This window comes from Candidatus Planktophila sp., assembly GCA_030681675.1.
Lineage (GTDB): Bacteria > Actinomycetota > Actinomycetes > Nanopelagicales > Nanopelagicaceae > Planktophila.
The window spans coordinates 87,701-101,955 of sequence record JAUXRP010000017.1 but is presented as its reverse complement, the minus strand read 5'-3'; the positions used below and the strand labels follow the sequence as shown (position 1 = coordinate 101,955).

General features: G+C 47.3%; 12 protein-coding genes. 10 read left to right on the top strand and 2 right to left on the bottom strand.

Annotated elements, in window-relative coordinates:
* Positions 1 to 61: 61 nt before the first annotated feature.
* On the top strand, positions 62 to 778 hold the full coding sequence (locus Q8K48_05500) for an IclR family transcriptional regulator C-terminal domain-containing protein (protein MDP1851854.1): 717 nt from the start codon (positions 62 to 64) through the stop codon (positions 776 to 778).
* Here Q8K48_05500 and Q8K48_05495 read toward each other — a convergent pair.
* Together Q8K48_05495 and recA are read right to left on the bottom strand one after the other, a co-directional pair.
* The gene (locus tag Q8K48_05495; GenBank protein MDP1851853.1) at positions 738 to 1,181 is read right to left on the bottom strand and encodes a regulatory protein RecX; all 444 of its coding nucleotides are present in this window, start codon (positions 1,179 to 1,181) and stop codon (positions 738 to 740) included. The two genes, Q8K48_05500 and Q8K48_05495, sit on opposite strands and share 41 nt — an antisense overlap.
* A 65-nt stretch (positions 1,182 to 1,246) precedes the next feature.
* Positions 1,247 to 2,341 carry a recombinase RecA gene (gene recA / locus Q8K48_05490; GenBank protein MDP1851852.1) on the bottom strand — a complete coding sequence of 365 codons (1,095 nt, stop codon included), beginning with the start codon at positions 2,339 to 2,341 and terminating at the stop codon, positions 1,247 to 1,249.
* A gap of 349 nt (positions 2,342 to 2,690) precedes the next feature.
* Here recA and Q8K48_05485 point away from each other — a divergent pair, with 349 nt between their 5' ends.
* From Q8K48_05485 to Q8K48_05445, 9 genes are all read left to right on the top strand, one after another.
* The gene (locus Q8K48_05485; protein ID MDP1851851.1) at positions 2,691 to 3,878 is read left to right on the top strand and encodes an ROK family transcriptional regulator; all 1,188 of its coding nucleotides are present in this window, start codon (positions 2,691 to 2,693) and stop codon (positions 3,876 to 3,878) included.
* Between the two features lie 80 nt (positions 3,879 to 3,958).
* Positions 3,959 to 4,747 (top strand): sugar ABC transporter permease, encoded by a 789-nt coding sequence (locus Q8K48_05480; GenBank protein ID MDP1851850.1) that lies wholly within the window; start codon positions 3,959 to 3,961, stop codon positions 4,745 to 4,747.
* Positions 4,740 to 5,555: a carbohydrate ABC transporter permease gene (locus Q8K48_05475; protein ID MDP1851849.1), complete on the top strand. Its 816-nt coding sequence runs from the start codon at positions 4,740 to 4,742 to the stop codon at positions 5,553 to 5,555. The genes Q8K48_05480 and Q8K48_05475 overlap by 8 nt, the downstream gene beginning before the upstream one ends.
* 76 nt (positions 5,556 to 5,631) lie before the next feature.
* The gene (locus tag Q8K48_05470) at positions 5,632 to 6,900 is read left to right on the top strand and encodes a sugar ABC transporter substrate-binding protein (protein MDP1851848.1); all 1,269 of its coding nucleotides are present in this window, start codon (positions 5,632 to 5,634) and stop codon (positions 6,898 to 6,900) included.
* 152 nt (positions 6,901 to 7,052) lie between these two features.
* Positions 7,053 to 8,132, top strand: coding sequence for a glycoside hydrolase family 15 protein (locus tag Q8K48_05465; protein ID MDP1851847.1), 1,080 nt, complete (start codon positions 7,053 to 7,055; stop codon positions 8,130 to 8,132).
* 4 nt (positions 8,133 to 8,136) lie between these two features.
* Complete coding sequence (locus Q8K48_05460) at positions 8,137 to 10,362, top strand: glycoside hydrolase family 31 protein (GenBank protein ID MDP1851846.1); 2,226 nt, start codon at positions 8,137 to 8,139, stop codon at positions 10,360 to 10,362.
* 207 nt (positions 10,363 to 10,569) lie between these two features.
* Complete coding sequence (locus Q8K48_05455) at positions 10,570 to 11,571, top strand: iron ABC transporter substrate-binding protein (GenBank protein ID MDP1851845.1); 1,002 nt, start codon at positions 10,570 to 10,572, stop codon at positions 11,569 to 11,571.
* A 29-nt stretch (positions 11,572 to 11,600) separates the two neighbouring features.
* Positions 11,601 to 13,160, top strand: coding sequence for an iron ABC transporter permease (locus tag Q8K48_05450; protein ID MDP1851844.1), 1,560 nt, complete (start codon positions 11,601 to 11,603; stop codon positions 13,158 to 13,160).
* Entirely contained in the window at positions 13,157 to 14,197 is a 1,041-nt protein-coding gene (locus tag Q8K48_05445; protein ID MDP1851843.1) for an ABC transporter ATP-binding protein, read from the top strand. The genes Q8K48_05450 and Q8K48_05445 overlap by 4 nt, the downstream gene beginning before the upstream one ends.
* Positions 14,198 to 14,255 lie beyond the last annotated feature (58 nt).

Genomic DNA, 14,255 nt, shown 5'->3' with positions numbered 1-14,255 from the left:
TGTTTTTTACTCCTATACCTTAATATTGCCATATCAAATAGTGGGATGCTAATATCACTCTATGGTCAGAAAGAATAGCGGAGTTGGCGTATTAGACAAAGCCGTAGCGATTTTGAGCACGTTAGAGGCAGGACCTCACTCTTTAGCAGAACTCGTTGCCGCAACAGGCATCGCTCGTCCTACTGCGCATCGATTGGCAGTTGCCCTTGAATTTCATCGGCTCGTTTCACGCGACTTATCAGGACGCTTCACTATCGGGGCTCGCAGCGGTGAGTTGAGTTCAGCCGCCGGTGAAGATCGCTTACTCGCCGCCGCCGGCCCTGCTCTTGCCGCCTTACGGGATGCAACGGGAGAGAGTGCGCAGTTGTATAAACGACAGGGCGATCAGCGCATCTGCGTAGCCGTTGCCGAGCGCCTCTCAGGTCTTCGCGACTCGGTTCCAGTAGGAAGTGCATTGACGATGGCTGCAGGTTCGGCTGCCCAAATTTTATTGGCGTGGGAAGATAGTGAAAAAATTCACCGGGGTTTAATTAACGCTCGCTTTACCGCCGCCCAGTTAGCAGCAGATCGTCGGCGCGGATGGGCACAGTCTGTTGGAGAGCGCGAAGCTGGAGTTACATCGGTATCGGCCCCTGTGAGAGCACCAAATGGAAAAGTAATAGCCGCCGTAAGTATTAGCGGACCAATTGAACGCTTAGGTCGCCAACCTGGCCGCATTCATGCAGCGGCAGTTGTCGCTACAGCAGCTCGCCTGAGTGAATATCTAATTCGCGAATGACTCGCCCTATAACATCAAAGCCAAAACCTTTACGCTGCAAGAGCGATTGAATTCGTCGGATCTGCACTTCGGCCTCCAACCGTGACATTGTTGAATATTTTTTCATCGCAAGAGAAAATGCCATTCGGTACTCATCTTCTCCATCGATCTCATCTAAAGCAGTATCGATAGAGAGTTGATCAACTCCCCTAGTTCGCAGCTCACCGGCGATCATCCGCTTAGATAATTTCTTTGCGTTGTGTCGCGACTGCGTCCACGCTTTTGCGAACTCGGCATCATTTATCAACCCCGCCTCTTGAAGGCGATAGATGATTGCATTGGCAACCTCATCGGTTATGCCGCGCTTTTTAAGATGAGCCAGGAGCTCACCCTTACTCTTGGCTCGCGTAACGAGTGCATTCAATGCAATCGTGTGTGCGAGTTCGTAAGGGTCAGCGCCATGGTCAACTTTTGTGAAGTTGAGGCTAATTAGAAATCAACCTCTGCTGCAGCCTCATCAATGGCTGCAATTAAGTCGGCATCGACCTGTACTGGTGCAAAGTGAGCGCGAATCTTGCTCTCAATCTCATTTGAAAGATCTGGATTATCGAGAAGGAAGGTACGTGCATTCTCCTTGCCCTGACCGAGTTGATCGGCCTCATATGTATACCAGGCACCGGATTTCTTTACGATTCCGATGTCGACGCCCATGTCAATTAAAGAGCCCTCACGAGAGATACCAGTTCCGTAAATAATGTCGAACTCGGCCTGCTTAAATGGCGGTGCCATCTTATTTTTAACAACTTTAACGCGTGTGCGGTTACCAACGGCCTCTTGTCCATCTTTAAGAGTTTCAATTCGGCGAATATCTAAGCGAACTGATGCATAGAACTTTAATGCTTTGCCACCTGTAGTAGTTTCAGGGGATCCGAAGAAGACACCGATTTTTTCACGCAACTGGTTAATAAAAATCGCAGTTGTCTTAGATTGATGAAGAGCTCCAGTAATTTTACGCAAGGCCTGTGACATGAGTCGGGCCTGTAGTCCCATATGCGAATCACCCATCTCGCCTTCGATCTCAGCACGTGGAACGAGAGCGGCAACTGAGTCAACAACGACAAGGTCGAGTGCGCCGGAGCGAATTAACATATCCATGATCTCTAAAGCTTGCTCACCAGTGTCGGGCTGTGAAACTAATAGCGCGTCAATATCAACTCCTAGCTTCTTTGCATACTCAGCATCGAAGGCATGTTCTGCATCGATGAATGCACAAATACCACCAGCCTTTTGTGCATTTGCGATTGCATGCAATGCAAGAGTTGTCTTACCCGAAGACTCGGGTCCGTAGATCTCTACAATTCGACCTCGCGGTAATCCACCGACTCCAAGTGCGATGTCGAGTGCAATGGAGCCAGTTGGAATTACTTCAACAATCTGGTTAGCGCGATCTGACATCTTCATAACTGAGCCTTTTCCAAATTGACGTTCGATCTGGGCTAGGGCTGTGTCGAGCGCCTTTTGGCGTTCGGTGGTTGCTTTTTCTGCTGCAGCATCGTGTGCTTTATTATTTTTTTCAGTAGCCACTTCATTCCTTTCGATAGAACGCACTTGTCATTACGACAGTTCGTTTGGGTCTGGCCCAGAAGGTACGGAGACCCACCGACGGAGTTCACTCCTGACCACAGAGGCTGTGGGCAAAGCGAGCGCGGAAGGTGGAACCGCTCTGGTTGTACAGGGTTAGGATAACCGAACACCTGTTCGAAAAGTAGCAGGTGCCACTGACAAATCGATGCGTGTCGCCAACATCCTCTGATCATTTCGTTACCAAATCGATATGAAAAATAATTCGATTGCTATTGCTTTCTACCCATTAGAGATTTAGTCTCCACTTACTTACTTAAGTAAGTAAAGAAAGTACCAGGGGGTGGAAGCGATGCGCGATAGTGCCAACGAAGTACTCCGCGCAATCGCCACTTCTGGTCCGCTCTCACGTGCACAAATTGCTCGGGACTTAAGTTTGAGCGGGCCAACCCTGACTCAGGCCACTAAATACCTGATTGCTAGGGGTCTTATTTGCGAGCTCGAACAGTCCCCCTCAACGGGCGGGCGCCCAGCGACTCTACTTGGACTGGTAGCCGGTGCCGGACAAGTAATTGGCATTAAGTTGGCAGAAGACCATCTTGTGGGTGTTGTTGTCGATCTAGAGTCAAATGTGCAGTGGAATTTTGAAGAGGTCTTTAATAGCCGTGGAAGTGATGCAATCAATTTGCTGTCAAAGATACTTCTCAAACATAGCAAGAAAGTTAAGGGTCAGATTCTCGGAATTGGAATTGGAGTACCTGGTGTTGTCTCCCCCGGTGATTCTGGTACCACCGATTCGGCAATATTAGGATGGTCGTCAGTAAATGTAGGGCAGCTTTTATCTGAAATCTTAAAGACTCCAGTACTCCTCGAGAATGATGTAAATACTTTATCTATCACAGAAAGCCTGTACGGTCGTGGTAGAGATGTCAGCAACTTCCTAACAATTACTTTGGGACGTGGTATCGGACTAGGAATTGTTATAAATGGAGAACTCTACACTGGTTCCCACGGCGCAGGTGAAATTGGACACGTGACATCAGTAGCCAACGGCTTACTCTGCGAATGTGGGAAGAGAGGTTGCTTAGAAACAGTTGCTTCTGATCCAGCAATCTTAAGTAGGGCAATCTCCGATGGGGTTCTTCCAAAAAATGCAGATATTACAAAGTTATGGGATCTGGCACGCAAAGATGTAAAGGTTGCTACTAAGTATTTTAAGCCGGCTGGAGAGGCCTTGAGTCTGGCCATAGCAAATGTAGTGAATGTTTTTGGCCCTGAATTAGTTCTCATTAGTGGAGAAGGATCGCAAGCTTGGGACATTTGGCAGAAATTCGTTCTTAAATCTTTAAATGAGAATGTCGTGCCCACAATGAAAAAGTTTGAGATAGAGATTGATCCGTGGGATGACGCCAAGTGGGCACTCGGTGCCACTGCAATTGTTCTTCAAGCATCTTTAAGCAGAAATCATCGAGCAAACGCAAGCCTTACCGAAGTGAAGCATCGACTCTCCGTTGTATCTAAATTCGGACGTGTCTCTTGATAAAAAACAAACACGGTCGCACAGCGGCGTTTTTTATCGCGCCGAGCCTTATACCTTTAGTGCTTTTCATCATTCTTCCTATGTTCGCTGCGGCCATTCTTAGCTTTTCCAGTTGGGATCTACTTTCGCCACCACGCTGGATCGGATTGGCAAACTTTCAAGAATTGATCCACAACAAAGATTTCTATAATGCCTTAAAGAACACACTCATTTTCATTGCCGGTTATTTGCCTCTCGTCTACATCCTTGGGTTGAGCGCAGCTTTAGCCCTCAATCGCAAATTTAAAGGCTCCTCTGCCCTGAGGGCTGCTTATTTTCTCCCCGTAATTACAAGCTGGGTAATTGTGGCGCTGCTATGGCAATGGATTCTCAATCCCCAGGGCGGATTAGTGAACTCTGCTCTGGCTACGATTGGAATAAATGGACCGGGCTGGTGGACCAGCACATCCTGGTCAATGATCTCAGTCATTATTCCTTCTGCCTGGAAAGATCTTGGCTTTGTAATGCTCATTCTCCTTGCGGGACTGCAATCCATCCCACCTGAGTATAAAGAAGCTGCCGCAATCGATGGAGCAAGTAAGCGTCAGATCCTGTTCCGAATTACTCTCCCATTACTGACGCCAGCCTCCTTCTTTGTATTGGTTATTAGTCTGATTAATAATTTTCAAGTCTTTGATCAGATTTGGGTAATGACGCAAGGTGGACCAGAGGGCTCAACATCCGTCATCGTACAACAAATTGTGAAGAACTCATTTGATTATGGACGGATGGGGTATGCCTCCGCGATGAGCATGGTGCTCTTCTTGATTATTTTACTTATTACAGGAATACAGATTCGCCTACAGAAACGATGGGTGAATTATGAATAGCACTAGCTTGCGACCAAAATTCTTCACAACTTTCTTTGGTCTCCTCATGCTCTTCCCATTTTTCTGGATGATTAGTTCGTCACTTAAGAATAGCGTTGAAGCCTTTGCAACACCTCCAACCCTTTTCCCGAAGTCTCCAACGCTAGAAAATTACAGAAAAGTCTTTGAGTTACTTGATATGCCAAGATTATTTCTCAATAGTATTGCCGTCTCGGTGATTATCGTCTTCATTCAAATCACGAACTCTGCGCTTGCCGGATATGCCTTTGCTCGATTGCAGTTCCGCGGAAAGAATGCAATCTTCTTAATCTATCTCACTACAATGATGATCCCGTTTCAAGTCATCATCGTTCCATTGTTTATCGAGATGCGTCAACTCGGGCTCGTCGACAGTTATCTTGGACTAGGTCTGCCCATGATTGCTTCTGCATTTGGCGTATTTCTCATGCGCCAGGCGATGCTTGCTATTCCCCGTGAACTTGAGGAAGCTGCGATTTTAGACGGAGCAAGCCATTTCAGATTATTTCGCTCAATCGCACTTCCTCTTTGCATTCCCACTATTGCCGCACTGACAATTCTCTCGTTCATGTCGGTCTGGAATGCTTATCTTTGGCCGTTATTGATCATTTTCAGCCCAGAGAAGATGACGCTTCCTCTTGCGTTAGCAAATCTCCATGGTGAAAATCTCACCGATTGGCCAATGGTTATGGCTGCTACAACTCTCGCAGTTCTTCCGATTGCAATTATCTACCTCGTTCTGCAAAAGCAGATCGCACAGAGTTTTCTCACAGCCGGGCTCAAGGGATGAAGTTATCTTTTGGGTTTTCATCGGATTTGGGAAAGGCCTTCACGGGCCAGTACATCACTTACTAGAGGGGAAACAAATGAAAGGCATCAAGAAAAAAATCTGGGTCGCTTGTATCGCTGGCGCCCTGATTGCAACTATAGGCTTAATTGGCAATCCAACGGTTGCAGCATCAAAGACCACCGTTAACTTCTTCACTTTCACTTCGGTCCCTGACCACGTGAAGGATCTTGCGGCAATGGTAAAAGCATTCGAAAAGAAGTATCCAAAAATTCACATCAATGTTCAATCTGCATCTTACGCGGATTATTTTACGAAATTGAAGACTCGTGTGGCCGGAAATCAGACACCTGATACCTTCGAACTCAACTATGAGAACTTCATAACATACGCATCAGCTGGGACTCTGCTTGATTTCAATAAGGTATCGATCAAGGATAAAACCTTTAAGAAGACTTCCTATTATGGCAAGGCGTACGATGTATTTTCCGACAATGGACGACAATACGGCGTTCCTTCTTCATTCTCCACAGTTGTTATGTATTACAACAAAGATCTCTTCAAAGCCGCAGGCGTTGAAACCCCGAATTCAAGTTGGGACTGGAGCGATGAAGCTGCTGCAGCTGCAGCACTTAAGGCCAAACTGCCAGAAGGGACCTATGCTGATTTTCAGCCAACGCAGTTCTGGGAGTTTTACAAAGTCCTCGGACAAGCTGGTGGCAAGTTCCTCAGTCCAGATAAGAAAAAGGCACTTTTCAATAAGCAGCCCGGCATCAATGCACTTAACTGGTTGGTCGGCAAAACTGCAAATGGATATACGCCAACTAAAGCCCAAATGGGAACACTCGATGACGGTGCAATGTTTAAAGCGGGCAAGCTCGCTATGTACCACACTGGTATCTGGATGTTCGATGCGTATAAAGATGTTCCCTTTGGTTGGGATATCGTGGTCGAGCCAGGTGGAGTTACCCCAGGTAACCACTTCTTTGCCAACGCCGTTGTAGCCTCTGCAAAAACTAAGAATGCTGAAGCCGCTTGGAAATGGGCACGATTTATGACTAGTGATCCCGCTGCTGTAAAGATTCGTCTCGCTGCTGCATGGGAAATTCCTGCAATCTCGGACAAGAAGGCACTCTCCATCTACCTCTCGAAGCCCATACCTGCCAACCGCACAGCGGTCTTTGAGGCCCTGAAAAATCCGATCACTCCTCCAGTAATCCGTCAACAGAATGAGATGCAAGACACGGTAAATGCGTGGCTTGAAAAAGCTCTCAATGGGACGGTTTCAGTTACTCAAGCTTTGAACTCGGCTGCAAGTGCAGTAAACGCAATTCTCGCGAAAGAATAATCAATGGTTGGAATGGCGTTGCAGCCTCTCAATCAGCCGCAACGCCATTCCAATGTATTACTAATGCCATTTCCCTATTCGCTTTCAACGTCAAGATTGAATGACCTACAGAAACGATGGTGCAGAGAATTAGTATCGACACGCATTCCCGATTGAGAAGAGCAAGTATTCGCATCATCAAGGCAAATCAAGCCATCACCGGTGCATATATTGCTTCACCCAATTTTCGGGTTTACAACTACAGCTGGTTCCGCGACGGCGCATTCATCGCCGAGGCAATGAGTTCCTCTGGAGAAACCGAGAGCGCCCTTAACTTCCACAAGTGGGCCACTCGGGTAATCATAGACCGTGAAGAAAAAATCGCTTCACTCATTAGAAAGAAACGACAGGGTGAAGAGATTGCACTAGAGGAACATCTCCACTGTCGTTACAAGGCCGATGGGCAAGAATCGGATGAGTATTGGACCAACCTTCAACTCGATGGATTTGGAACCTGGATCTGGTCGCTCGATAAATTTCTCTCACGCGGAAATGCTCTCCATGGTGCAACTTACCGGGCTGTTGAGACCCTTGTTGGTTACTTATCCACGTTTTGGGAGATTGAATCCTATGATTGGTGGGAAGAAAGTTTTGGCCATCAACACGTGGCTAGTATTGGAAGTATCGCCGCTGGCCTGAAAGCATGCAGCACGTGGAAGGAACTGTCGACAGAGTCACGAAATGTTGCCGGCGACTGCGCCAATGAAATAGTGGACCTAATTGTTGAAAAAGGATTGATCAACGGACGCCTTGCAAAATGGATTAACGGTGAAGGGCTAGATTCGAGCCTCCTCTCACTCATCGCACCTTTCGGACTTATTGAGGGAAATAGTTCGATCGCACAGTCAACTATTGAGGCAGTCTCAGAGGAATTGGGAATTTTCGGAACATACCGCCACAAGGAAGATGGATATTTTGGTGGAGGTCGCTGGCCACTTCTTTCTTGTTTCCTTGGCTTATCATTGATCAAAGTTGGCGACACGTTGAAGGCGGCAGAAATTTTGGAATGGGTTGAAACTCTCATAAATGATGATCTCGAACTTCCAGAACAACTAGAAATTCCACTTCTCTTTCCAGAGATGAGAGCAGAATGGATCGCGAGTTGGGGCGAGCCAGCCGTACCGCTCCTCTGGAGTCACGCCATGTATTTGTCCTTATCTAACGCACTGAATTCGAACTTGGAAAAGGAATAGAATTGTGTTAATCCATTTACCATTAGGCCTTGGACATCCCTATCGTCATGAGCCAGATCAAAGAATTCCGATACACCCGAGATCGGGAAATGTATGGTCGGTTCGCGCTCGAACCGATGAGTCGATAAAAAAAGTTGTCTTGCACCTTACAGATGGAAATGAAGTGCAGGTTTTTGAACTCACATGCGTAGGTCAAGCTCATTCAGATGATTTTGGCCCCTACGGCAAGACCGCAAAATTCACAGGAACGAATACGCATCTGGCAGATGCGGCTGCACGCTCGGGCGAATATCCCGATGAAATTGCTTGGGAAGTTGTCTTGCCGGTTCTCGAAGAGTTCCAGGAAATCTCCTACTGGCTTGAGAGTGAGTCCGGCGAGAGAACGGAGGTCTTCTCATTCTGCGCACTTGTGTGGAGCCCTGACTACGGGTTCTTAAGACAGAGCGGACAATTCCCGACCGGAGTTTCGATTATGGAATCTGAAGTTCTCAAGGACTCTCAGCAGCGAGTGTATGGAGTGAGAGCTTGGCTTCCCCTCGCATCCGAAGATCATGTTGTCGGCTTCGGAGAAAGGTTTCACTCCGTTGATCAACGGGGGGAACTTGTCGATGCGGTTGTCTTCGAGGAATACAAAGGACAAGGCCATCGGACATATTTACCCGCACCCTTTGGGATGGTAATTGGCAGCAACTATGGCTTCTATCTCAATACTGGTAATCCAAGCCGATTCGATGTTGGGGCGAGCGACAAGAACCGTATTTCCTTTGAGATAGATATACATCCTTCCCAAAGCACTTGTGAAATCAAGGCATACACCGGAACACCTTCATCCATCTTGAGTCAGTACATGGTGGAGTTCCCTCTACCTAAGAATCCCCCTGAATGGATCTACAAACTTTGGGGCAGTAGTAATGAATGGAATACACAAGCGCGAGTCGCTGAAGAAATCAGAAAAAGCAAGGAATCGGGAATCGATCTGGGCGTTGTAGTTATCGAAGCATGGGCCGACGAGACCACATTTACGGTTTTTCGAGACGCCGAATACAAACCAACTGATGGTTCACGAGGGTTGCGAGCTTCCGAGATCGAGTACCCCGAAGATGGCGCATGGCCAGATCCGACGAAGATGATTGATGAAATTCATGCAATGGGAGCAAAAGTCATTCTCTGGCAAAACTCCGTCATAAAGGACATGCGCGGCGAACCAGATGCGCAGGAAGAGGCGATTTGGAAGTACGCGATCGAAAATGACTTGGTTGTGAAAAGTGGAGAAGGTGACCCCTACCGCGTTCGCGGATTCTGGCTTCGATATGGCTTACTTCCAGATCTCACCAACAAACGTGTCCGTGCTTGGTGGGCAGATCTTCATAAGTATTTAATCACTGACATGGGAGTAGATGGCTTTAAAACCGATGGTGGTGAACATGCCTGGGGAACCGATTTGCGTTACTTAGATGGACGCTCGGGCCTTGAGAAAAACAATCTACTTCCAGTCGCATTCGCACAGACTTTTCATGAACTTTTTGACGATGCAAAAAGGGAAGGTGTGACATTCTCGCGGGCAGGCTTTGCCGGAAGCAGTTCGTACCCCATTTTCTGGGCCGGTGATGAAGACTCAACATGGGATGCCTACCGTGCTTCTGTGCGGGCGGGAATATCGGCTTCTGCAAGTGGAATATTCTTCTGGGGATGGGACATTGGCGGATTTAGTGGAGAGCTTCCTAGCGCTGAGCTCTACTTACGTGGCGCAGCCATGGCCACCTTCTGCCCCATCATGCAATTTCATTCTGAGTATAACCATCATCGAAAACCATCAAATGATCGCTCTCCCTGGAATATTGCTGAGCAGACCGACAATCCAGAAGTTCTCACTGGATTCCGTGACTTTGCGACAGTCAGAAAGCGACTGATCCCCTATTTGACGGCGGAGGGCGAGATCGCGATTGAAACTGGGCGACCGCTCATGGCTGGACTCTTCTTTGATTACGCAGAAGACAATTCCATCTGGGAAGCGCCCTACCAGTACATGCTCGGTCGATACCTCATGGTCGCTCCGGTTACAGAGGAAACAGCGACAACTATCCCCGTATACCTACCCGAAGGCGACTGGATTGATTTCTGGGATCGAAAAAAGTGGACTGGAAAACAGTGGATTGAGGTAGCAACACCTATCGATCGCATCCCTGTGTTCATTAGGGCAGATGCACCCGACCAGGTGCACGCGCTTTAACAATCTCAAGAAATTATCAAACGCTGCGCCGCCGTGCTCGGTCCACGCAACGTTTGGTGCAGGAGCAATAGTCAACAGAGGGCCATTGAGTGAGGGGTACCACAGGTATTTACGCAACACTAATGTTGCTTAAATAGGATATCCCTAGATACTCTTCGGCATAGAGGTGCATTCACTCAGTATGTGCCTGCCTACCAAAGGAATCGAATGCGCACAATAAAAGCAACCATCTTATTTTTAGTGCTTCTTCTAACCGTAACCGCCTGCGGAATCGGAGGTTCAGATAGCCAATCGCTGACCGTCTATTCCGGGCGTAGCGAGGAGTTCATCGGCCCTTTCTTTGCCGATTTTGAAGCTGAGAGCGGAGTTAAACTCAATATCCGATATGGAGACTCCGCAGAGCTTGCCGCTCAAATATTAGAGGAGGGTGAAAACTCTCCGGCCGACATTTTTATCTCCCAAGATGCAGGTGCTCTGGGAGCTGTAGCTCAGGCTGGATTACTTAATAAACTGTCCAACGAAATTCTCTCACTTGTACCTGCCACATTTAGAGCCTCTTCGGGACAATGGGTGGGATTGACGGGTCGAGCTCGGGTCTTTGCTTATGATCCGCGAGCCGTCACTACACTTCCTACCTCAATTGATGATCTCACCGATCCATCATGGAGTTCAAAGATAGGAATTGCACCGACAAACTCATCTTTTCAGGCTTTCGTCACGGCTCTTCGATTAATTCGCGGGGATGAAGCTACGAAGAATTGGCTTACCAAGATTGTCGCCAATAATCCCAAATTATTTGAAAAGAATAGCCAAATCGTTGAAGCGATCGATGCTGGACAAATTCAACTGGGTCTTGTTAATCACTACTACACCTGGGAAGTCTCTAAGGCGCTTGGGCGCGAAATAAATGTAGTAAATGGTTTCTTCGGGCCAGGAGATGCCGGAAATCTCATAAATGTTTCGGGTGCAGGGGTATTCAATACCAGCAAAAATCAATCTCTCGCAAATAAGTTAATTGAATACTTACTTGCAGAGAAAACTCAGAAAAGATTTGTTTCAGAGACCCACGAATATTCGGTTTTACCTAATGTGATAACTCCGGCAGGGCAGCCAACTCTTAGAGAGATTGGTGCGCCAATTGTTAACTTGGATTCACTTAAAGATCTCAAGCAAACACAGGAGTTGCTTATTAAAGTCGGGTTACTCTGAAAATTAAGTCCAACGCGATTGCCTCCAGAGTGGTTCCATCTGGAGGCAATGCTGGTTTCAAAAAAGATTTTTCCCTGAATTTTACAGCGATCCTAGTAATCGCGATCGCCGCAATTCCATTGCTCTACCTCACCAAGCGGGGTAGCGAAATCGATCGGGAATCTCTGACTAATTTGTTGCTACGCGATAGAACTATTGAGATTTATACAACGACAATACTTTTAGCCAGCATTGTTCTGCTCTTCTCCTTCATCGTGGGTTCAACATTTGCATGGCTCATTCACAACATCACACTTCCTTTTGGCTCTTTGCCTATTATTTTGTCTGTGCTTCCCTTGGCCATTCCATCTTATGTTTTAACATATGCCTGGATCTCAATCTATCCCGGCTTTAACGGTTTTTGGGCTGCGGTCCTAGTCCTTACACTTAGCACTAGCCCGTATGTAACTTTGGTGGCAGTAGCGAGTCTGCGACGAATTGATTTTACCCAAGTCGAAGCCGGTCGATCGTTAGGTCTATCTCAAGTGGCGGTGCTCCGTAGAGTTATCTGGCCACAGATGAGAGTAAGTCTTTCTGCCGGCCTACTCCTTGTCTTTCTTTATGTGTTAAGTGATTTTGGCGCCGTATCTCTGCTTGGAGTCAATACTTTTACCAGAAATATTTATACTATGTATCGAGCTACATTTGATCGAAATGGCGCAGCCGTTATTTCGCTAGCTCTCATACTCCTTGCTATTTTCATCATCGCCTTAGAGTTTAGATTGCGCGGTCGACGGACTGTGATTAAATCTAATGCTGGAATTGTTAAAACACACGTTAAAATTAAAGTCGGATGGCTTAGATGGCCATTACTTACTCTGATTTTCACTTATGCGCTCTTAGCCCTCGGTGTTCCATTCTGGGTTCTGACAACACGATTTATTCAAAACACTGAGAGCATCGATATGGCTTCTTTAATCTCAGCAACTTTTTCCACTGTGATTGCATCATTTGCCGGTGCAACTCTTGCCATGGCATTCGCGCTCCCGTTGGGCATTCTTCTGGCGCGCAGATCTGGATTCATTCCAAAATTGGCAGAGTCGTCTATCTTGCTTACTCATGCTCTACCCGGAGTTGTTATTGGCTTAGCACTTGTCGCCCTGAGCTCGAAGTTTCCCTGGATCTATCAGACATTGCCAGTCTTGGCATTTGCCTACGCCCTTCTCTTTTTAGCAAAGGCCGTCGGCTCTATTCGAGCCAGTCTGCAACGAATTGCTCCCATCCTGCATGATGTCTCAGAAACGCTAGGTATAACAGGCTTAGCTGCCTTTAGGCGCGTGACCCTTCCCTTAGCTGCGCCTGGGGTATTAATCGGATTTTTACTAGTGCTTCTTACTGCCATGAAAGAACTACCTGCGACTTTAATGTTGCGCCCTACTGGATACGAGACGCTTGCCACCGAGATTTGGGCGGCAACCTCCATCAGTAAATTTAACGAAGCAGCGCCATATGCTCTCGTTTTAATTATCATCGCAGCAATTCCTACATTTATACTTACCCGGCCGGACAAGTCGGATTCCCAAGCACAGAGTGAAGGGCTTATTCAATGACTTCACTTGAGGTAAATGAGTTAACCGTTCGCTTCGATGGCAGACCCATTGTCGAGAGTTTATCGATTGTAGTTCCATCAGGAGCTTTTGCAGCCGTGCTAGGACCTTCTGGCTGTGGCAAGACAACTTTCCTTCGCTCAATTGCAGGATTAATCACGCCTTCTTCCGGAACGATTCGCTTTGGTAAACAACTTGTTAGCATCTCCTCTCTTGTACTCCCACCAAACAAACGACACATCGGCTATGTTCCACAAGAGGGAGGACTTTTCCCACACCTTAGCGTTGCTGAAAATATTGGTTTTGGAGTGGGCAAAAGTGAGAAAATCGAAGTAGTCGATGAGATGCTCAATCTCGTTGGAATGAAAAATTTAGCAACTAGGAAGCCATACCAATTAAGTGGTGGGCAGCAAACTCGTGTTGCTCTGGCAAGAGCCCTTGCTGTCAAACCGCAGATCGTACTTCTTGATGAGCCCTTTAGCGCCCTTGACGCCGCTTTGCGAAATGAACTGCGCGAAGAAGTCTGCTATTTACTAAAGGAGAGAAAGACAACCGCGTTGATGGTTACTCATGATCGCGAAGAGGCGTTAGTTTCGGCCGATATCGTTGCACTCATGCGTCATGGACAAATCCTCCAATATGGAAGCTCACGTAGCGTCTACTCCAATCCGATCTCTCCTGAAATCGCGATCAGTACAGGAGATGTTCTGCTCTTAAAGGCAGAGCGCGATGCGAGTAATTCAATTCGTTTTGCTCTTGCACAGATTGATCTTAAAGGCGAGATAGAGATCGGGCAGTTAGTTATCAGGCCTGAGGAGATAGTAGTTTCTGAAGTGCCATCGGCCGCGGCTTTTAGCGCCATCGTTTCTAAGGTGGATTACTACGGACATGATGCCGTTCTTCAGCTTGTGTTAGATTCATGGCCGGATGAAGAGATCACGGCTCGCATTGCCGGACCGCTCGGATTTAGCGTAGGGCAAAAAATCTGGGTCACTCATGCCGGACCGACTCGTTGGTTTGGGCTTCCACACAAGAAATAAGCATCTAGGTGTCCCCTTTATTGATGGCGTGGTAAAGCCTGCGAGTAATGTTATGAGC